At 36.3% G+C, this 20233-nt stretch carries 26 protein-coding genes; 21 read left to right on the forward strand and 5 right to left on the reverse strand.

Translation table 11 applies throughout. The features are described from left to right. Positions 1-5: 5 nt before the first annotated feature. Complete coding sequence (gene metC / locus J3T98_RS08260) at positions 6-1223, reverse strand: cystathionine beta-lyase (protein WP_267362616.1); 1218 nt, start codon at positions 1221-1223, stop codon at positions 6-8. 97 nt (positions 1224-1320) lie between these two features. Between metC and J3T98_RS08265 the strand changes: the two genes are divergently transcribed. Further along, positions 1321-1938 carry a 4'-phosphopantetheinyl transferase family protein gene (locus J3T98_RS08265; RefSeq protein WP_267332100.1) on the forward strand — a complete coding sequence of 206 codons (618 nt, stop codon included), beginning with the start codon at positions 1321-1323 and terminating at the stop codon, positions 1936-1938. A gap of 68 nt (positions 1939-2006) precedes the next feature. Here J3T98_RS08265 and J3T98_RS08270 read toward each other — a convergent pair whose 3' ends face one another. Continuing rightward, complete coding sequence (locus J3T98_RS08270) at positions 2007-2780, reverse strand: tyrosine-protein phosphatase (protein WP_267362617.1); 774 nt, start codon at positions 2778-2780, stop codon at positions 2007-2009. A gap of 101 nt (positions 2781-2881) precedes the next feature. On the opposite strand from J3T98_RS08270, the gene pepB reads away from it, so the two are divergent. The 3 genes from pepB to J3T98_RS08285 all read left to right on the forward strand — a co-directional run bounded on the left by pepB (position 2882) and on the right by J3T98_RS08285 (position 5618). Then, a complete protein-coding gene (pepB, locus tag J3T98_RS08275; RefSeq protein WP_267362618.1) occupies positions 2882-4162 on the forward strand; it encodes an aminopeptidase PepB in 1281 nt (426 codons plus the stop codon). A 58-nt stretch (positions 4163-4220) separates the two neighbouring features. Beyond that, positions 4221-4814, forward strand: coding sequence for a tetratricopeptide repeat protein (locus J3T98_RS08280; RefSeq protein ID WP_065734983.1), 594 nt, complete (start codon positions 4221-4223; stop codon positions 4812-4814). Positions 4815-5024: 210 nt separating this feature from the next. Beyond that, positions 5025-5618, forward strand: a complete 594-nt coding sequence (locus tag J3T98_RS08285; protein ID WP_267362620.1) for a tetratricopeptide repeat protein — start codon at positions 5025-5027, stop codon at positions 5616-5618. A gap of 82 nt (positions 5619-5700) precedes the next feature. Here J3T98_RS08285 and J3T98_RS08290 read toward each other — a convergent pair whose 3' ends face one another. Further along, positions 5701-6270, reverse strand: a complete 570-nt coding sequence (locus tag J3T98_RS08290) for a peptidylprolyl isomerase (protein ID WP_220225316.1) — start codon at positions 6268-6270, stop codon at positions 5701-5703. 244 nt (positions 6271-6514) lie between these two features. On the opposite strand from J3T98_RS08290, the gene J3T98_RS08295 reads away from it, so the two are divergent. From J3T98_RS08295 to robA, 3 genes are all read left to right on the forward strand, one after another. Further along, on the forward strand, positions 6515-7186 hold the full coding sequence (locus J3T98_RS08295; protein ID WP_176713969.1) for a phosphoribosyltransferase family protein: 672 nt from the start codon (positions 6515-6517) through the stop codon (positions 7184-7186). A 102-nt stretch (positions 7187-7288) separates the two neighbouring features. Next, complete coding sequence (nfuA, locus tag J3T98_RS08300) at positions 7289-7867, forward strand: Fe-S biogenesis protein NfuA (protein WP_065562971.1); 579 nt, start codon at positions 7289-7291, stop codon at positions 7865-7867. An 85-nt stretch (positions 7868-7952) separates the two neighbouring features. Further along, the gene (gene robA / locus J3T98_RS08305) at positions 7953-8876 is read left to right on the forward strand and encodes an MDR efflux pump AcrAB transcriptional activator RobA (protein WP_065562955.1); all 924 of its coding nucleotides are present in this window, start codon (positions 7953-7955) and stop codon (positions 8874-8876) included. A gap of 32 nt (positions 8877-8908) precedes the next feature. Here the strand turns inward: robA and trpR are convergent, their stop codons facing one another. Both trpR and sltY read right to left on the reverse strand, forming a co-directional pair. After that, positions 8909-9199 (reverse strand): trp operon repressor, encoded by a 291-nt coding sequence (gene trpR / locus J3T98_RS08310; protein ID WP_267362621.1) that lies wholly within the window; start codon positions 9197-9199, stop codon positions 8909-8911. Positions 9200-9210: 11 nt separating this feature from the next. Beyond that, a complete protein-coding gene (sltY, locus tag J3T98_RS08315; RefSeq protein ID WP_267362622.1) occupies positions 9211-11139 on the reverse strand; it encodes a murein transglycosylase in 1929 nt (642 codons plus the stop codon). A gap of 163 nt (positions 11140-11302) precedes the next feature. Between sltY and iscR the strand changes: the two genes are divergently transcribed. The 14 genes from iscR (at position 11303) to rplV (ending at position 20225) form a co-directional block, all read left to right on the forward strand. After that, positions 11303-11758: a Fe-S cluster assembly transcriptional regulator IscR gene (gene iscR / locus J3T98_RS08320; RefSeq protein ID WP_065562952.1), complete on the forward strand. Its 456-nt coding sequence runs from the start codon at positions 11303-11305 to the stop codon at positions 11756-11758. A 37-nt stretch (positions 11759-11795) separates the two neighbouring features. Further along, a complete protein-coding gene (locus J3T98_RS08325) occupies positions 11796-13010 on the forward strand; it encodes an IscS subfamily cysteine desulfurase (protein WP_065734977.1) in 1215 nt (404 codons plus the stop codon). A 15-nt stretch (positions 13011-13025) separates the two neighbouring features. Further along, on the forward strand, positions 13026-13412 hold the full coding sequence (gene iscU, locus J3T98_RS08330; protein ID WP_267362623.1) for a Fe-S cluster assembly scaffold IscU: 387 nt from the start codon (positions 13026-13028) through the stop codon (positions 13410-13412). Next, complete coding sequence (iscA, locus tag J3T98_RS08335) at positions 13412-13735, forward strand: iron-sulfur cluster assembly protein IscA (RefSeq protein WP_065562949.1); 324 nt, start codon at positions 13412-13414, stop codon at positions 13733-13735. Before iscU ends, iscA begins: the two co-directional genes overlap by 1 nt. Before the next feature lie 14 nt (positions 13736-13749). Then, positions 13750-14268: a Fe-S protein assembly co-chaperone HscB gene (gene hscB / locus J3T98_RS08340; protein ID WP_065562948.1), complete on the forward strand. Its 519-nt coding sequence runs from the start codon at positions 13750-13752 to the stop codon at positions 14266-14268. 38 nt (positions 14269-14306) lie between these two features. Next, positions 14307-16166: a Fe-S protein assembly chaperone HscA gene (hscA, locus tag J3T98_RS08345; protein WP_267362624.1), complete on the forward strand. Its 1860-nt coding sequence runs from the start codon at positions 14307-14309 to the stop codon at positions 16164-16166. A gap of 14 nt (positions 16167-16180) precedes the next feature. Beyond that, complete coding sequence (gene fdx, locus J3T98_RS08350; protein WP_065562946.1) at positions 16181-16519, forward strand: ISC system 2Fe-2S type ferredoxin; 339 nt, start codon at positions 16181-16183, stop codon at positions 16517-16519. 331 nt (positions 16520-16850) lie between these two features. Continuing rightward, on the forward strand, positions 16851-17162 hold the full coding sequence (rpsJ, locus tag J3T98_RS08355; protein ID WP_006120582.1) for a 30S ribosomal protein S10: 312 nt from the start codon (positions 16851-16853) through the stop codon (positions 17160-17162). Between the two features lie 31 nt (positions 17163-17193). Continuing rightward, positions 17194-17820, forward strand: a complete 627-nt coding sequence (gene rplC / locus J3T98_RS08360) for a 50S ribosomal protein L3 (RefSeq protein WP_034902384.1) — start codon at positions 17194-17196, stop codon at positions 17818-17820. A 16-nt stretch (positions 17821-17836) separates the two neighbouring features. Next, entirely contained in the window at positions 17837-18439 is a 603-nt protein-coding gene (gene rplD / locus J3T98_RS08365; protein ID WP_065562944.1) for a 50S ribosomal protein L4, read from the forward strand. Beyond that, on the forward strand, positions 18436-18738 hold the full coding sequence (rplW, locus tag J3T98_RS08370; protein WP_034885052.1) for a 50S ribosomal protein L23: 303 nt from the start codon (positions 18436-18438) through the stop codon (positions 18736-18738). Before rplD ends, rplW begins: the two co-directional genes overlap by 4 nt. Before the next feature lie 18 nt (positions 18739-18756). Then, the gene (rplB, locus tag J3T98_RS08375) at positions 18757-19581 is read left to right on the forward strand and encodes a 50S ribosomal protein L2 (RefSeq protein WP_065562943.1); all 825 of its coding nucleotides are present in this window, start codon (positions 18757-18759) and stop codon (positions 19579-19581) included. Positions 19582-19600: 19 nt separating this feature from the next. Next, positions 19601-19879 carry a 30S ribosomal protein S19 gene (gene rpsS, locus J3T98_RS08380; protein ID WP_024496505.1) on the forward strand — a complete coding sequence of 93 codons (279 nt, stop codon included), beginning with the start codon at positions 19601-19603 and terminating at the stop codon, positions 19877-19879. Between the two features lie 13 nt (positions 19880-19892). Continuing rightward, positions 19893-20225: a 50S ribosomal protein L22 gene (gene rplV, locus J3T98_RS08385; RefSeq protein ID WP_034884235.1), complete on the forward strand. Its 333-nt coding sequence runs from the start codon at positions 19893-19895 to the stop codon at positions 20223-20225. The last annotated feature ends 8 nt before the right edge of the window (positions 20226-20233 follow it).

Below are 20233 nucleotides of genomic sequence, written 5' to 3' on the forward strand. Positions count from 1 at the left end.
TCCATTTATACTAAACTTTGTAATGCATTAACCTTGTTTTTATGTAGTTTGATTCTATCCAAACCAGCAGCCAAATCGGCAATTAAATCATCAGGATCTTCAAGACCGATATGTAATCGGATTAACGTACCAGTGAAATCAATGCCGGATATTGGTCGTATTTTTGCCAGATCTTCGGGTTGGTTGGCCAATATTAGTGATTCGAATCCACCCCATGAATATGCCATTGAGAAGTGAGTCATATTATCTAAGAAATCAGATAATTGCACTTCGCTTAAATGATCGTTAAGTACAAATGAAAATAGACCACTAGCGCCACTAAAATCACGTTTAAAAAACTCATGTCCTTTACAACTTTCAAGTGCTGGATGATTAACGGTTGCCACTTTGGGGTGATTAGCTAACCAATTTGCCACTTTTATACTGCTTTCATGATGTTGTTTTAATCTAACGGCTAAAGTTCGCAATCCTCGTGCTGCCATATAAGCGGTATCTGCATCACACATTTGCCCCATTAAATAGGAACGTTCACGTAATTTATCCCAACAGCGTTGATTGGCAACAGCCGTTCCTAGCATGGCATCTGAGTGACCAATTAAATACTTTGTACCGGCTTGAATTGAGATATCAACATCATGCTCTAACGCTTTAAATAAAACACCTGCTCCCCATGTATTATCCATCATAATCACAATTTCTGGATTTACGCTGCGGATTGCTTTAACAATTGCAGGCACATCATGCAGTTCCATGGTAATTGAGCTTGGTGATTCAAGAAATACCACTTTAGTATTCGGTTTTATATATTTAGTAATATATCGACCAATGAGTGGCGGGAAATAATCGGTTTCCACTCCAAAATCTTTAAGTATATGCTCGCAAAATTCTTGGGTTGGTTCGTAACTGGCTTCTGATACCAGAATATGATCTCCTGCTTTTACAAAAGCTAAAATGGCATTTGCAATTGCTGCTGCTCCACAAGGATATAGATAACAGCCTGCTCCTCCCTCTATTTCTACCATGGCATCTTGCAAAGCAAAATGAGTTAAAGTGCCACGACGACCGTAAAATAGAGCCCCTTTAGTACGATTTTCCATTGCTTCTTTTTTTTCTTTGATTGAATCAAAAACTAGCGATGAAGCTCGCTGAATAACGGAATTGACTGCACCTTGGGTATAGCGTTTTTTTCGACCAGCATGAACTAATTTTGTTTGTAATGACATGATGCATCCTTAGTGATCTGATAAATTTCGATAACAGTTAGCATAGCATGCTGTTAAAATAGTAAAAAATAATTTTTGTTTAAACTGGCTTACACACATGGTAATTGTCAAACTTGCCCATTTAGATTCGGTGGAATTAAATTATTCTCTGTTATCACCACAAGTTATTAATGATGCGGAATCGTTAAATGGAACACGTAAAAAACAGTTTTTAGCTTGCCGTTCAATATTAGCGAGTTTGCTTAAACAGTATTGCCATATTGATACTTTGCCGAGGATGATAATTGCCGACAATAATCGCCCAGGCTTTTTAGATAGTCATCTTCCTGATTTTAATATCAGCCATAGCCAAGATTGGGTAGCCGTTGCAATTTCGCTTAATGGTAAAGTTGGGCTCGATATTGAAGTTTCTCGACAACGTCAAAATTATCTGAATGTTGCCAAAAGTTTTTTTGCTAATGATGAATATCAATGGATGTTAGCACAGAGTGATACTTTAAACGCGTTTTGGCAACTTTGGACATTAAAAGAATCGGCACTTAAACTATATGCCAAAGGGGTTTGGCAAATGAAATTGGTAAAAGTAGATATTGAAAACCAATTAATTAGCGCGCCGTTTGGTCAGCATTTTTATTATCATTATCAACAACAGGCACCAGTTCATCTTGCTGTAAATCATGATAAACCTATCACAAATTTTGTCTTACAATCTTAATGCATTAGCAATTACTTACTGACAGCTTTTTGATAAACGTAAGGTGGCTGTCCAAACATTAAGCTAATTTAAATCAAATAAATATCTTGAAGAATTTTTTTGTTTTTATCGTCCAATTGATATTCTTTTGCTAACCAATTATCGATAGTGTCATAACGTTTTTTTATTTCCTCAATAGCTGCGGTTAAAAACTCTTTTTTAGCCGCAAAGATGATCTTATGTTTTTCAAGTTCTTCTGGCGATAATTTACTTTTATTTTCGCTAAGTACGGCTTCACGATAGTCGTTTAAATAGCGTTCGGTAAGCAAATAATCTTGCATAACAATTTCTTCACTCACACCTAATGCAAATAAGGTTAAAGCGACACCGATACCAGTTCTATCTTTACCTACAGCACAGTGTTGGACTAAAGGTCTTCCGTTAGCATTAAGTAATAGTGATGTTAACTTTTTATACGCGAGATTATTAAAAGGTAACAATTGATAAAGCTTAACCATAAAATCAAACGGTGAGTATTTTTTTAACACAAAAATATCCTTACCTTGTTCACTCGTTAAACTTGCCGTAAATTCATCACTTAATGGATTGGCAGGGATATTAATATATTGGCTATTGTTCCAAAGATTATCTGGATGACGATCGATTTCATGTTGATCGCGATAATCTAAGACATAATGTAAATTAAGCTCATCAGATAAAAAATCTTTTTCATCATCATTTAGGCGTGAAAACTCACCTGAACGATACAACATTCCAGCTCGAATTTGGCGACCATCACTAGTTTTAATTCCACCTAAGTCACGAAAATTAATTCCATTTTTGATCGGTACAACTGATGTCATTATAGGTCCTTATTTATGCTTAACTTTGCTTGCTATATTAGCATGTTTCTGATTAGAATTGATTCATTGTTTTCGCATTATTATTGCTTGAGGAATTTATTATGTCGATGTTATCTATATTACTTTCGGAAAAACCTGCTCCATCAAAGTGGGGCAAAGATGCATTACTTAGTTTTTCAGAAGATGCTGTTACTATTCATTATCGACCTGAGCATCGGCATGGTGCTATTCAACGAGCTGCACGAAAACTAGATAATCAAGGTATTAGATCGGTTAAATTGAGTGGTGACAATTGGGATTTAGAGTCATGTTGGCATTTTTGGATGGGTTATCGTAATGCTAAGAATAATAATAAAATCAGTTGGTCAAAGCTAAGTAATAAAGATAAACAAGAACTAAAAAATCGCTTAGCCATTATTGATTGGTGTCGAGACATTGTTAATCAACAAGCGGAAACATTAAGCCCTTTCGAACTGGCAACGCAAAGTGCAAACTTAATTAGCCATTATTCCTCTGATGTAGCTTATAACATTATTTCAGGTGAAGCATTAAAAGAGCAAGATTATATGGGTATCTACACAGTTGGCAAAGGGTCTCAACGACCGGCTGCCTTGCTTGAGCTTGATTATAATCCTACTAAAAATCCTAAAGCACCAATCATTGCTTGCTTGGTTGGCAAAGGAATTACTTTTGATTCAGGTGGATATAGCTTAAAACCAAGTGGTTTTATGGAATCAATGCGATCGGATATGGGGGGAGCAGCATTGGTGACAGGGGCTCTAGCCCTTGCGATTGCACGTGGAGTTAAACACCGTATCAAACTTTATTTATGCTGTGCAGATAATTTGGTAAGTGGTAACGCTTTCAAACTTGGCGATATCATTCGTTATCGTAATGGTAAAACAGTGGAAGTTGATAATACCGATGCCGAAGGGCGTTTGGTTTTGGCTGATGGATTAATTAGTGCTGATAATGATAACCCCCATTATATCATTGATTGTGCAACCCTTACTGGGGCAGCAAAGATTGCTGTAGGTAATGATTATCAATCATTACTTTCATTTGATGACAAATTTGCTAATCAGTTATTAGCAAGTAGTCAAGCTGAACATGAAGCCTTTTGGCGATTACCATTAGCTGATTTTCATCGAGCCCAATTCCCATCTTCGTTTGCAGATATGGCAAATTCTGGATTACCGAACACCGCTGGTGCAAGTACAGCAGCGGCATTTTTATCCTATTTTATTAAAAATTATAAAAAAAATTGGCTCCACATTGACTGTTCAGCAACCTTTCGTAAAAGCGCAACCGCATTATGGGCAACAGGTGCAACAGGTATTGGCGTAAGAACGCTTGCTAATTTATTAAGCAAATTGAAGTAAACTGTAATAAAATTGAATCGCTAAGTTATTTATAAATATATAAGGAATGAGGAATAGTATGAAAAAGTTATTAACACTGATACCCCTTTTATTTTCAGTTTCTGTCTATGCAAGTGATTGTAAAACAGAATTTGAAAAAGAAAATTTTGAAAAAGCTTTTGAGGCATGTACAAAAGAAGCGCCGAATGGTGATTCTGTTGCACAGTTTTATTTAGGGGTTATGTATGATAAAGGCGAAGGTACTGAAGAAGATAAACAAAAAGCTTTTAATTGGTACTCTAAAAGTGCTGAACAAGGTGACTCTGATGCGCAATTTAATTTAGCAGTTCTGTATGATGATGGCGAGGGTGTAGAGCAAGATAAAGAAAAAGCTGTATTGTGGTATACAAAATCGGCAGAACAAGGTGATGCCGATGCTCAGCATAATTTAGCTATTATGTATGATGAAGGTGATGGTATAGCTCAAGACAAAAAAAAGGCAGCATTTTGGTATAAAAAAGCAGCAGATCAGGGCAAAGCTGAATCAATGAATAATTTAGCTGTTATGTACTATGAGGGCGAAGGTGTTGAAAAAGATAAAGCTTTAGCCAAAAAGTATCTAAAACAAGCTTGTTCATTGGGGCTACAAATTGCTTGTGATAATACTTTGTAGAAATAATTAAATAAATTAGAAAAACTATCTTCAATATGAAGATAGTTTTACACAAAAGCATTTATTTCAATTAATTGAAAAGCGTTTGATTATCTTTAATCTTGATAATTAAAGGTGAATTTAAGAATTATTTATAATATTTATCAATAATTTTATAGGTACTAAATTTCTAATTAAGCTATTGTTGATTATAGTGAAATAAGGAAAGCCATGAAAAAAATATTATGGATTATATTATTATTTTTTCCCGCCGTTCACGCTAGCCTGTGCGAACTAAATTTTCATAAAATAAATTTTGAAAAGTTTTTCGCTCAATGTCATCAAGAAGCAGAACAAAATAACCCTAATGCTCAATTCAATTTAGCACTTGTATATGATGAGGGTAAAGGCGTTGGGCAAGATAAACAAAAAGCAGCTTATTGGTATACTAAAGCGGCAGAACTGGGTCACCTTGAAGCCCAATTCAATTTAGCGCAGATGTATTATCAAGGCGATGGAATTGAGCAGGATAAACAAAAAACTCTTTTTTGGTACACTAAAGCTGCAGAACAAGGTTACTTAAATGCTCAAAACAATTTAGCAGCTATGTATTTTAATGGTGAAGGAACCGAAGCGGATAAACAAAAGGCATTTCTCTGGTTTGAAAAAGCGGCAGCACAAGGTAATCCTTTTTCACAGTACAATGTCGCTATCATGTACTATAATGGTAACGGAGTGGAGCAAAATAGATCGTTAGCTAAAGAGTATTTCAAGCAGTCTTGTGATCAAGCTTTTCAAAAGGCTTGTGACGAATTAGAAAAATAATACTATTATTTGATGATTTGAGAAAAACCACCTTAAATCATTAAGATGGTTTGCATGAAATATTTATTGGTTTTAAATAAACTTATTGTTTATCTTCAACAACTGTAACTTTTTTAATATAAACTGGCTCAACAGGCACATTTTGATGTGGTCCCATACGTTTAGTTGGTACATTCACAATTTTATCAACAATATCCATTCCTTTGGTGACTTTTCCAAAAACAGCATAGCCATATTTTTCTGGTCCTTGGTAGTTGAGGAAATCGTTATTCACAACATTAATGAAGAATTGGCTAGTTGCGCTATCTACAGCATTGGTTCTTGCCATTGCGATAGTTCCACGATCATTTTTTAAGCCATTATTAGCTTCATTTTTGATGGGTTGTTTAGTTTCTTTAAATTTTAATTGATCATCAGCACCACCACCTTGAATCATAAATCCAGGAATGACACGATGGAATGTTAGATTTTCGTAATAACCACTATTAGCATAATCAAGAAAGTTTTTCGTAGTGATTGGAGCATGTTCGCTATCTAACTCAACTTCAATATCGCCCATGCTGGTTTGAATTAATACTTTAGTATCAGCCAAAGTAATGGTTGAAAAGAGGGTTAATAATATTCCTATAAATAACACTTTGATTTTTTTCATTTTATGAATCCTTATTATTATATTGCCGGCAAATTATACCTAATATTGGTTTAATTGAAATCATAAATATGCAAAATCAATTAAAATTTTGTGTGGTAAATCGCAATATTTTTCTAAACCAGTAAAAAATGACTTATATTCACTATAATCCAGAATATTATTAAATTGATATTCTTCTTTATGACTATTTTTAATCCATTAATTAGCTCAAAAACCCCGTTCCTCAACTTTTTTCTGAATGATGATGCGATGTATTTTATGTAATATGCCTTTGGTGTTATCTCACCATGGAATTTGCAGTCAATGTATAGAAAACTTACCGAAGCTTAATAAAGTTTGCCATCAATGCTGCCTTCCTCACTCATTATCAACAAATGAATGTTATCGATGCCGAGAGAAAAGACCTTATTGGGATGAAATGGTGGCTGTAACAGGCTATATCGATCCATTAAAAAAATTAATTCAACATTTAAAATTTCATAATAAAATTGAATTAACCAACGCATTAGCTAGGTTAATGTTTTTAGCCTGGTATCAACGTCGATTAAGTGATGGTCTTGCTAAACCTGACATTGTGACTTGTGTCCCTTTACACCATTTTCGTTATTGGTCTAGAGGTTTTAATCAAGCGGCATTATTGGCTAAGCCAATAGCTAGATGGTTAAATCGAGAATTTAAGCCTTACCTATTGTCGCGAAAATTTGCAGCTCGCGATCAGAAGAACCTATCGCTTAAGCAAAGAATGAGTAATGTAGAAACACTTTTTCGATGTCACTCTGATTTAACCAATCAATCGGTAATGCTTATTGATGATATTGTTACTACCGGTAATACGATAAATGTTATTAGCCAGCAATTAAAAGAGAGTGGTGCCGCTTATGTGCAGGTAGTTTGTTTGTGTCGGACCGTCTTGTAAAATCCAAAACACCCCCTATAATAACCAAGAGAGTAAGTCAACTATTATCGATGATGTTGAGGATTATCAATGTCAATCGTGTCAAAGTGAGGGATTATGTCTATTATTACCATTTCTGAATCAGCTCAACAACATTTTAAAAAATTGCTTGCTAATCAGCCTGATGGTACTCAAATTCGGGTTTTTGTTATTAATCCTGGCACGCCATCTGCTGAATGTGGGGTTTCCTATTGTCCGGCAGATACTGTTGAAGATGGTGATATCGAAGAAGAACAACAAGCAGGTTTTTCTGTTTATATCGATGAAATTAGTGCACCTTTTTTAGAAGAAACCGTGATTGATTACGTGACAGATGAATTAGGTTCACAGTTAACTTTAAAAGCGCCAAATTCAAAAATGAAAAAGGTTGCGGATGATGCCCCATTAATTGAGCGCGTTAATTATGTTATTCAAGCTCAGGTTAATCCGCAATTAGCTAGTCATGGTGGCCATGTTAGCTTAGTGGAATTGACTGAAGATAATTATGCTATATTGCAATTTGGTGGTGGTTGTAATGGTTGTTCAATGGTTGATTTTACTTTAAAAGAGGGTATTGAAAAGCAATTGCTTGCGGAATTCCCTGAATTAGCAGGCGTTAAAGATATTACTGAACATCAAGCGGGAAGCCATTCTTATTGTTAAAAATTTTTCGATTTAAATCTTGCTTATTGCTGGGATTAAGTCATAATCGCATGATGTCTGCCAATTCACTTTATGATGGGGTTTTATGAATCAAGTTAGTATTATTTCAGATCTTATCGTTTGGATTGAAAAAAATTTGGAGCAGCCCTTATCTATTGATAATGTTGCCCAAAAATCAGGTTATTCAAAGTGGCATTTACAACGGATGTTTAAAGAAGTAACCGGTCAAGTGCTCGGTACTTATATTCGTCACCGCAGATTAACTTATGCGGCATTATCTTTGCGAATGACAAGCAAACCTATTTTAGATATTGCTATGCAATATCGTTTTGATTCACAACAAACTTTTACCCGATCTTTTAAAAAACAATTTAATGAAACACCAGCCAGCTATCGACGAGGTGAATTTTGGGATCCAACTGGCTTAACCCCGGCTATTGAATTAAATAAAAATCGACTCTCTTTACCTGAACCTAAATTCGTTAATATGCCAAAGCAAACATTTTGGGGAATTTCATATAAGAATAACTGTAATTTGAGCCAAATTTTAGATGAAGAAAATAAATTAAGATCGCAGTTTTTTCATAATTATCTGTCTCATTATGAGAACAAGAGTGAATGTTTACCCGACAAAATCTTTGCTTTTAGTCGTATTTTAAAAAGTAAAGATAATGCTAATGAGCAAGAACTTTTATATACCATTGCTTTAGATCACAATAACAATTTGGAGCATATTGAGCCTTTTGTTAGTGAAGGTGGTTTATATCTTTGTTTTAAATATATCGGTCCACCAGAAAATTTTAGTGATTTTATTTCTCAAGTCCATTTAGCGGCGATGCCAGCCTTAAAAGTGCGATTGCGTAGTTCAAGCTGTTTAATTGAAATCCATCATAATCACCATGATGATTCTGTAAAATGTTTTGAAGATATCCTTAGCATGGAATGTGATTATTGTGTCCCTGTTGTGGCGGATGAAGAAGTCAATATTCAATCAAACCTATCGTTATAACATGCTATCGTCATGAATATTGACGATAGTTTTTAGTCATTAGAGTTCAATAAAATCTTTTCTAGCCATGCTTTAAATTCAGGTGTTGCTTCTTTTAAACTGTTTGAACCTCTGGTGACTGTTGCAATACCGATTTTCAGTTGATCTTTAAGCTGGCGCTGATTAATTGATCCATCAAGTAATGAGCGTACAATTTTGACTCGTGTAATTAAAGCATCACGTTCATCAGATGTCATCAGTAGTTTTAAAATATCTAATGAATAACCGTTATTAAATGCTTGGTGTAATATTTCAGCCGTTTGGTTCCATTCTTTAGTTTTCATGTAATGCACCATTAGTATTGTCTATTAAATTCTTTTTTTGTCAGTATATGTGGGGTTTGTTCCCCTAAAATGTGCTGATAAATATAATCATATACTAATACACTTTTGACATAATTTCGTGTTTCATTGAAAGGAATACTTTCAATAAATTCGACTGCATCAAGCTTTCCGTTGCTATTATTCAACCATTTTTTTACTCGGCTTGGACCTGCATTATAGGCTGCTGAAGATAAAATACGGTTGTTATCATTTTGTAAATAAACGCTGTTTAGAAAATAAGTGCCTAATTGTACATTAGTCATAGGCTCAAATAATTGGTTTGGTGAATTATAGCTAATGTTGGTGACTTTTTTGGCCGTTTCTTTTGCTGTTGCTGGCATTAATTGCATTAAGCCACTTGCTCCGACAGGAGACTGTATTGCTGCATCAAAAGCACTTTCTTGACGCGTGATGGCTAAAGCGTAAGATAGCGGAATAGCTTTATCTTTTAAAGCTTCATTATATAGCTTTTTGTACATGATAGGTAATCGTTCTGTCCAATTATCCCATAATTTTCCATATATTGTTGCTTGAATACTAAGATCTCCCCAGCCTTTGTGGTAAGCATATTGAGCTAAATCGAGATATTCATTTTCTTTTGCTTTAAGTATATAACGCCATTCTTGTTTTGATTCCGCTAGCATACCTAAAAACCTTAGCTCTTTGATTCGAATGGCAAATGGTTTTTGATCATATTTGGCTTTCAAAGAATTTACTTCTGTTGTTGGCAGTTTTTTAGATAAATTGTTGATTATATATGGTTGATTAAGTGCTTGAGCACTGATCATTCCATAAAAACCTCGGTTGTTGCTCAATGTTTTTAAAATATTTTTGGCTTCATTGGTTTTCTTATTTTTAAGTAATACTCTGGCTTGCCAGTATTGCCATTCTTCTTTTAATTGGTCTTCTGGCTTTAATTGTTTTATCCAATGAGCAATATCTTTGTAGTTATTTGCATCAATAGCCATGCGAATACGTTTTTCAACTAATGCAGTATCATGGCTTTTAGTTAGGTAATTATCTCGCCATTTGCTCTGTTCTGTTGTTACTGAATCACTAAAATAGCTATTTGCTAAGCTACTTTGTAATCTATTTTGTTCCTCATCAGTTAGATTCTGTTTTTTTATCAGTTGTGGTAATAATGCTGCCGCAAGATTTTTGTCGGCTTTGACTAAACGAGGGTAAGATGCTAAGACTATTTTTTTGGTAAATGTGCTGGTTTTAATGTTTTTGGAAAATTCGTCAAGTTTTCTTGGATTATCAAGCACGGCCAATAAATAATTTGTTTGATTATTGTCATCTAATAAGTTGGTTAAATGACGAGCGAGTTTTAAATTATTGCTTTCAAATGCAAGCTCAATACGAGATAAAATAAGATTTGATGTACGTTTTCCACTTTTTGACCATGCATCCAACAATGGATCACAGGCTGAAGGTAATTCTTTCCCCGTTAACCATAGCGATTCGACACTATCTAAAACCGATTTGTCATTATTTTTTTGTAATTTTGCATATTGATATCGACAATTAGAGCTAATTGAATTGTCTTTAGGAAAAGAGACTATGGCATTCCAATCTTTGCGATTTGATAGTTCATTCAAATAAGCTTGCGTTAATGATGAAGTTAATGGAAAGTCATCATATTTTTTTACAAAACTACTGACGAGTTGTGGTGGTACCGTTTTGATATTTTTTTGAAAAAACTGCACAGCCGCATAAGGATAAAGTGAGTAATTATTTAATTGTTTTAGTAATGCTTGTTGCTCATCATAGTTTAATGATTGATAGGTGTTTTGCCATCTTTGATAATTTTGGCGCAACTCATGTTGTGATGCTTCTACAAATAGACTGTTTGCCAATAAAGTGCTTGATATTAAACACCAACGTATTACTAAATTCATTCCTTAACTCCAGTATCAAATCAGCCTATTAGATTAGCATATTTGGTTATATTTCGTCGATGATGAACTGATAACTTAATTCCCACTAAAATAGTCAACTAAATACTTGACTAAAATTAAAGGATATATAAAATATTTATTATTAAATATAGAGGAATGATTAATGAAATTGACATCAAAAGGGCGTTATGCGGTTACAGCTATGTTAGATGTAGCGCTGCATTCTGGTTCCGGCCCTGTATCACTTGCTGATATTTCAGAACGTCAGGAAATTTCACTATCTTATTTAGAACAACTTTTTTCTAGGTTGCGTAAAAATGGTCTAGTCTCAAGTGTAAGAGGTCCTGGCGGAGGTTATGTACTTGGCCGTAGTATGGATCAAATTGCGATTAGTTCGATTGTTAAAGCAGTAGACGAAACTGTTCATGCAACCAAATGCCATGGGCATACTGGATGTCAAAAAGGTGTAAGATGCCTTACTCATAGTTTATGGAATGATTTAAGTGAACGAATAAACGATTTTTTGACCAGCATCACATTAAGCGAACTAGTGAATAATCAGGAAGTAAGAGCTGTCGCAAATCGACAAAGTCATCTCCATCACGCCAGAATTAATTAAAGAAATAGAATACAGAATTTGTAATTGGGAGTAATTAATGAAATTACCTATTTATATGGATTATGCAGCTACTACGCCTGTTGATCCAAGAGTAGCTGAAAAAATGATGCAGTATTTAACACCGGATGGTGTTTTTGGAAATCCCGCTTCACGTTCTCATAAATTTGGTTGGCAAGCAGAAGAAGCTGTTGACATAGCACGTAACCAAATTGCTGATTTAATTGGTGCAGATTCACGAGAAATTGTTTTTACATCAGGAGCGACAGAAGCAGATAACTTAGCCATTAAAGGTGCAGCACATTTCAATCAAGCTAAAGGTAAACACATTATTACCTGTAAAACTGAACATAAAGCCGTACTTGATACTTGTCGTCAATTAGAACGAGAAGGTTATGAAGTTACTTATTTAGCGCCAGAATCAGATGGTATACTTAACCTTGATAAATTAGCTGCGGCAATGCGTAGTGATACAACAGTGGTATCTATTATGCACGTTAATAATGAAACTGGCGTTATTCAAGATATCGAAAAAATTGGTGAGATGTGTCGTGAAAGAGGTATTGTATTTCATGTTGATGCAACCCAAAGTGTTGGTAAGTTGCCAATTGATCTGTCTAAATTAAAAGTCGATCTTATGTCATTTTCTGGACATAAAATCTATGGACCAAAAGGGATTGGTGGACTTTATGTTAGACGTAAACCTCGTGTGCGCATTGAAGCTCAAATGCATGGTGGAGGTCATGAACGCGGTATGCGCTCTGGTACATTACCCGTTCATCAAATTGTTGGTATGGGCGAAGCTTATCGCATAGCCAAAGAAGAAATGGCTACAGAAATGCCCCGCCTTTTGGCATTAAAAAACCGTTTATGGAATGGTTTAAAAGATATCGAAGAAGTCTACCTTAATGGTTCATTAGAACATAGTGTTCCTAATATCTTAAATGTAAGCTTTGCTTATATTGAAGGTGAATCACTTATGATGGCTTTAAAAGACTTAGCAGTATCATCAGGTTCTGCATGTACATCTGCAAGTTTAGAACCGTCTTATGTATTGCGAGCATTAGGACTTAACGATGAGCTTGCACATAGCTCAATTCGATTCTCACTTGGGCGATTTAGTACCGAAGAAGAAGTGGATTATGTTATTAAGTTAATTAAAGATTCTATCGGTAAATTAAGAGATCTTTCTCCACTTTGGGAAATGTTTAAAGATGGTGTTGATCTAACAAAAATTAAGTGGTCAGCCCATTAAAATTAGGAGCAAATTATGGCATACAGTGATAAAGTCGTCGATCATTATGAAAATCCCCGCAATGTTGGCTCTTTCGATCAAAATGATCCTAGTGTTGGTAGTGGAATGGTTGGCGCCCCAGCGTGTGGCGATGTAATGCGATTACAAATCAAAGTTAATGATGATGGTATTATTGAAGATGCTAAATTCAAAACTTATGGTTGTGGTAGCGCCATTGCTTCAAGTTCATTAGTGACTGAATGGATCAAAGGTAAATCGTTAGATGAAGCTGAAGCGATTAAAAACACAGATATCGCTAAAGAACTTGCCTTGCCACCAGTTAAAATTCACTGTTCAATTTTAGCCGAAGACGCAATTAAAGCGGCAATTGATGATTATAAATCCAAAAAAGGACAACGTTGATGGCAATAACATTAACTAATAGTGCAGCCAATCGAGTTCAAGCTTTCTTAGCTAATAGAGGTAAAGGGGTTGGGCTCAGATTAGGAGTGAGAACCTCTGGTTGCTCAGGTATGGCTTATGTCCTAGAATTTGCTGATGCTATTAATGACGATGATAGTGTATTTGAAGATAAAGATATCAAAGTTATCGTTGATAAAAAGAGCTTAGTTTATATTGATGGAACAGAGCTTGATTTTGTCAAAGAAGGCCTAAACGAAGGCTTTAAATTCAATAATCCTAATTCTAAGAATGAATGCGGTTGTGGCGAAAGCTTTAATGTTTAGTTGGGACATGAATTTTGACTAATTATTTTGAATTATTTCAATTACCGATTAAATTGCCAATTGATAATGGCCAGTTAACGGTCAACTATCAACAGTTACAACGGCAATATCATCCTGATAATTTCGCTCAGGTAGCTGATAATGAAAAAGTGGCAATTATTCAGAAGTCGGCAATGATTAATGATGGCTACCAAACATTAAAAAATCCGATAAAAGCGGCTGAATATTTGTTATCTTTGCAGGGATTTGATGTCGCTACAGAACAGAATATTATTCACGATGCTGATTTTTTAATGGAACAATTCAGTTTGCGAGAAAAATTGGATGATATTGAAAGCCAAAATAATCTTGATCTTTTAGATAATTTTTATTCGGAAATTTCAGAACGAAAAAAACAAGTCTATCAGCAATTATTGGATTATATTTCGAAACAAGATTGGCAAACCGCACTTAATCAAATCTATAAAATCCGTTATCTGGCTAGGTTGATTGAACAAATCGAAAAGTTACAAGAAAAGCAATTTGCTTTATAATTTAAGATTAAGTCACACATCAATTAGAGATAGATCAAATGGTATTATTACAGATTAGTGAACCAGGGCAAACACCAGAACCTCACCAGCGTCGTGTAGCAATTGGTATCGATCTTGGAACAACTAATTCCTTAGTCGCAACAGTTCGTAGCGGGCAATCCGAAGTATTGCCTGATTTAGAAGGCGATGCCTTATTGCCTTCAGTTGTGCATTATGGTGTTGATCATGATGATAATACTATTATAACTGTCGGAAAAAATGCTAAAACTAATGCGGCAAGTGATCCATTAAATACTGTTAGTTCTATAAAACGTTTAATGGGCAGAAGCTTATCTGATATTGATATTTCGCGTTTTCCTTATACGTTTTCCCAAACTGATAATGGTGTTCCTTTATTAAATTTACCTAATCAACAAGTTAATCCCGTACAAGTTTCATCTGAAATTTTGATTGCTTTAGCTGAACGTGCTAAGCAGAGTTTAGCAAGTGAAATTGATGGGGCGGTAATAACCGTACCGGCTTATTTTGATGATGCGCAAAGACAAGCAACTAAAGATGCAGCTAAATTAGCTGGGCTGCATGTTTTAAGATTATTGAATGAACCAACCGCTGCCGCGATTGCTTATGGTTTAGATTCAGACAAAGAAGGGGTGATTGCTGTTTATGATTTAGGTGGTGGTACGTTTGATATTTCTATCTTGCGCTTACATAAAGGGGTATTTGAAGTTTTAGCAACGGGGGGCGATTCTGTGCTTGGCGGTGATGATTTTGACCGACTACTTGCAGATTATTTAAAAAGACAAGTCGGTTTAGAAAAGAACACTGATCCCCATATCAACCAAAAAATTATTGATGAAGCGGTTAAAATCAAAATTGCACTAAGCCAGAAAGATTCTGTTTTAGTCAACATAGAAGGTCAATCTTTAACTATAACGCGTGAGCAATTTGAAACGCTAATTGAACCTTTAGTCAAACGAACGTTGGCGGTTTGTCGTCGAGCATTAAAAGATGCTCAAATTAATGTTGAAGAAGTTAGTGAAGTTGTGATGGTCGGTGGTTCAACACGAGTGCCATTAGTAAGACAATTGGTTGGTCATTATTTTGAAACCGAACCTTTAACTTCAATAGATCCAGATAAAGTTGTTGCCATTGGTGCAGCAATACAGGCGGATATACTGGTTGGCAATAAGCCTGATTCGGATATGTTATTGCTTGACGTGATTCCTTTATCATTAGGCATTGAAACGATGGGAGATTTAGTGGAAAAAATCATCCCTCGTAATAGCACAATACCGTGTGCGAGAGCACAAGAATTTACCACATTTAAAGATGGCCAAACGGCTATGATGATTCATGTTTTACAAGGTGAACGAGAAAGTGTTAATGATTGTCGATCATTAGCAAAATTTACTTTAAGGGGCATTCCTCCTATGCCAGCAGGTGGAGCTCATATTCGAGTTACCTTTCAAGTTGACGCTGATGGCCTATTAAGTGTCACTGCAATGGAAAAATCGACAGGAGTTGAGGCAGCAATTCAAGTTAAACCATCTTATGGACTGACAGAAAATGAAATTGCGACCATGATTCAAGATTCAATCAATTATGCAAATCAAGATAAACAAATAAGAATGCTTGCAGAGCAGAAAGTGGAAGCAGTACGAGTTCTTGAAACATTGCAAAGTGCTTTAGATAAAGATGCCGATTTATTAGATGAAGAGGAACTTAACCTCATATTACAGGCTAAAAATCAATTACAGCAAGCGACTGGATCTGATGATTATTATTTGATTGAGCAAGAAATTAAACATGTTGATAATGCAACGCAAACTTTTGCAGCAAAACGCATGAATAGATCAATACGCCATGCCTTAACCGGGCATAGCGTTGATGATATTTAACCAATGAGATTATTATGCCAAAAATTACCTTTTTACCAAATGCTGATCTTTGTCCTGAAGGAAAAACTGTTGAGGCAGAAGAAGGCGAATCTATTTTAGAAGTTGCTTTGCGCAATGACATTGAAATTGAACATGCTTGTGAGATGTCTTGTGCTTGTTCAACTTGCCACTGTATAGTTCGAAAAGGATTTGATTCACTTGAAGAGAGTGATGAACAAGAAGATGACATGCTCGATAAAGCTTGGGGCGTTGAGCCTCATAGTCGTTTAAGTTGTCAAGCTCGAGTGACCGACGAAGATCTTGAAGTCGAAATTCCAAGATATAGCCTAAATCACGCTAAAGAAGATCATTAATTAGTCGCCTTTATGGCGACGTGATTTCCTCAAAAACCCCGCTCCTCAACTTTTTTGATAGCTATTAATGATCATATTTTCTCTATCTGTATGATAATTAATACTTGATGTTGATTAACTAACGGGGTATAATCCCGCCACTTTGTTTATTGTCTTTATGTAAGCAAATGAGTAAAAAGATATAATCTTTATGTAAAAATATTGAATTATATCAACAATATTCCCGATTTGGGAATTACGAAAAAGAACGGATTACACTCTCCTGTCAATCGAAACAGGGCAAGAGGAGTAATCTTTTGTTATAACTTTTAAATAGTGGAGCTCTGGTCTCATGTCGAACCAAAGAATCCGTATTCGGTTAAAAGCGTTTGATCATCGTTTGATTGATCAATCAACTGCTGAAATTGTAGAAACTGCGAAGCGCACAGGCGCACAAGTTCGTGGTCCTATTCCATTACCGACACGCAAAGAACGTTTCACCGTATTGATTTCTCCGCACGTAAATAAAGATGCGCGTGATCAATATGAGATTCGTACTCACAAACGTCTAGTTGATATCGTTGAGCCAACTGAAAAAACAGTTGATGCTTTAATGCGTCTAGACCTTGCTGCCGGTGTTGATGTGCAGATCAGTTTAGGTTAATCCTAAGCTGAATGATTGAGAGGTCTAAACAATGATTGGTTTAATCGGTCGTAAAGTAGGAATGACACGAATCTTCACCGAAGAGGGTGTTTCTATTCCTGTCACCGTAGTTGAAGTTCAAAGTAACCGCGTTACTCAAGTTAAAACTCTTGAGAATGATGGTTATCAAGCTATTCAGGTTACTACTGGCAGCAAAAAAGCAAGCCGCGTAAATAAACCTGAAGCAGGTCATTTCGCTAAGGCTGGCGTTGAAGCTGGTCGTGGTCTATGGGAATTCCGTTTTGAAGAAGGCGAATATACTGTAGGTCAAAGCATTAACGTTGATATTTTTACAGACGTTAAAAAAGTTGATGTTACTGGAACATCTAAAGGTAAAGGTTTTGCTGGCGTAACTAAACGTTGGAATTTCCGTACTCAAGATGCAACACATGGTAACTCTTTGGCACACCGTGGTCATGGCTCTATCGGTCAAAACCAAACTCCAGGTAAAGTGTTCAAAGGTCGTAAAATGGCAGGTCACCTAGGTAATGAACGTGTAACTGTTCAAAACTTAGATATTGTGCGTGTTGATGCAGAACGTAACCTTTTATTAATTAAAGGTGCAGTACCAGGCGCAATCAATAGTGACGTAATTGTTAAACCGGCAATCAAGGCTTAACGTCGAGGAGATAGAGATGGAATTAGTAGTAAAAGACGCGCAAGCGCTTTCTGTTTCCGAAACTACCTTCGGACGTGAGTTTAATGAAGCGTTAGTTCACCAAGTAGTTGTTGCTTATGCATCTGCTGCTCGTCAAGGCTCTCGCGCACAAAAAACTCGTGCAGAAATCGCTGGTTCAGGCAAAAAACCATGGCGTCAAAAAGGCACTGGTCGTGCTCGTTCAGGTTCTATTAAGAGCCCAATCTGGCGTAGTGGTGGTGTAACATTTGCAGCAAAACCACAAGATCATAGCCAAAAAGTTAACCGTAAAATGTATCGTGGTGCATTAAAGAGTATTTTCTCTGAATTAGTGCGTCAAGAACGTTTAATCGTGGTTGAAACATTTACTGTTGAAGCACCTAAGACTAAATTATTAACTCAGAAATTAAATGATATGAACTTAAATGATGTTCTAATCATTACCTCTGAAGTTGATGAAAATCTTTTCTTAGCAGCACGTAACTTATATAAAGTTGATGTGCGTGATGTGGCAGGTATTGATCCAGTTAGTTTGATTGCATTTGACAAAGTGGTTATCACTGTTGATGCCGTTAAACAAGTAGAGGAGATGTTAGCATGATTCGTGAAGAGCGTCTGCTTAAAGTCCTGCGAGCACCACATGTTTCTGAAAAAGCATCTATTTCAATGGAAAAAACAAATACATTAGTATTGAAAGTTGCTAAAGATGCTACTAAGAGAGAGATTAAAGCCGCAGTTGAACAACTATTTGAAGTTAAAGTAGATGACGTAAATACTCTTGTTGTTAAAGGCAAAGTAAAACGTCGTGGTCAACAAATCGGTCGCCGTAGCGACTGGAAAAAAGCTTACGTTACTTTAGCAGAAGGTCAAAACTTAGACCTTGCTGGCGTCGCTGAGTAATTCGGAGGAGTAAGAACAATGGCAGTTGTTAAGTGTAAACCTACATCTCCGGGTCGTCGCCACGTTGTTAAAGTGGTTAACCCAGAGTTGCATAAAGGTAAGCCTTATGCACCGTTGCTTGATTCAAAAAGCAAAACTGGTGGTCGCAATAATAATGGTCGTATCACTACCCGTCATATCGGTGGTGGTCATAAACAACATTATCGTATTGTCGACTTTAAGCGTAATAAAGATGGTATTCCAGCAGTTGTTGAACGTTTGGAATATGATCCGAACCGTAGTGCAAATATTGCATTGGTTCTATATAAAGACGGTGAACGTCGTTATATTTTAGCGCCTAAAGGCTTAAAAGCAGGTGATCAGATCCAATCTGGTGTTGATGCATCAATTAAAACAGGTAACTGTTTACCGATGCGCAATATTCCAGTCGGTTCTACCGTGCATAATATTGAAATGAAACCAGGTAAAGGCGGACAACTTGCTCGCTCTGCTGGTAGTTATGTTCAAATCGTTGCTCGTGATGGTGCTTATGTAACATTACGTCTACGTTCAGGTGAAATGCGTAAAGTATTATCTGATTGCCGCGCCACTATTGGTGAAGTGGGTAATTCAGAACATATGCTTCGCGTATTAGGTAAAGCGGGTGCTTCGCGTTGGCGTGGTGTTCGTCCTACTGTTCGTGGTACAGCAATGAACCCGGTAGACCATCCACATGGTGGTGGTGAAGGTCGTAACTTTGGTAAACATCCTGTGTCTCCATGGGGTCAAAAAGCCAAAGGATTGAAAACGCGTAGCAACAAACGTACTGATAAGTATATTGTTCGCCGTCGCAATAAGAAATAATTAATATAGAGGATTAGCTATGCCACGTTCTCTCAAGAAGGGTCCTTTTATTGACCTACACTTGCTGAAGAAGGTAGAGAAAGCGGTGGAAAGCGGGGACAAGAAACCAATTCGTACTTGGTCCCGTCGTTCAACGATCTTTCCTAACATGATCGGTTTGACCATCGCTGTCCATAATGGTCGTCAGCACGTTCCAGTTTATGTTTCCGACGAAATGGTTGGTCATAAATTGGGTGAATTCGCGCCGACTCGTACTTATCGCGGCCACGCTGCGGATAAGAAAGCTAAGAAGAAATAAGTAGGAGAAAGAGATGGAAACAATTGCAAAGTACCGCCACGCTCGTTCTTCTGCACAAAAAGTTCGCTTAGTTGCAGATCTTGTTCGCGGTAAAAAAGTGTCTCAGGCACTTGATATTTTAACGTACACCAATAAAAAAGCGGCTGTACTGGTTAAAAAAGTATTAGAGTCTGCTATTGCTAATGCAGAGCATAACGATGGTGCTGATATTGATGATCTGAAAGTTGCGAAAATTTTCGTAGACGAAGGCCCAACCATGAAGCGTATTATGCCTCGTGCAAAAGGTCGTGCAGATCGAATTTTGAAGCGTACGAGTCACATCACCGTGATCGTCTCTGATCGCTAGGCTGGAGA

The organism is Gilliamella sp. B2772 (assembly GCF_026536985.1).
In the GTDB taxonomy this organism is placed as follows: domain Bacteria; phylum Pseudomonadota; class Gammaproteobacteria; order Enterobacterales; family Orbaceae; genus Gilliamella; species Gilliamella apicola_E.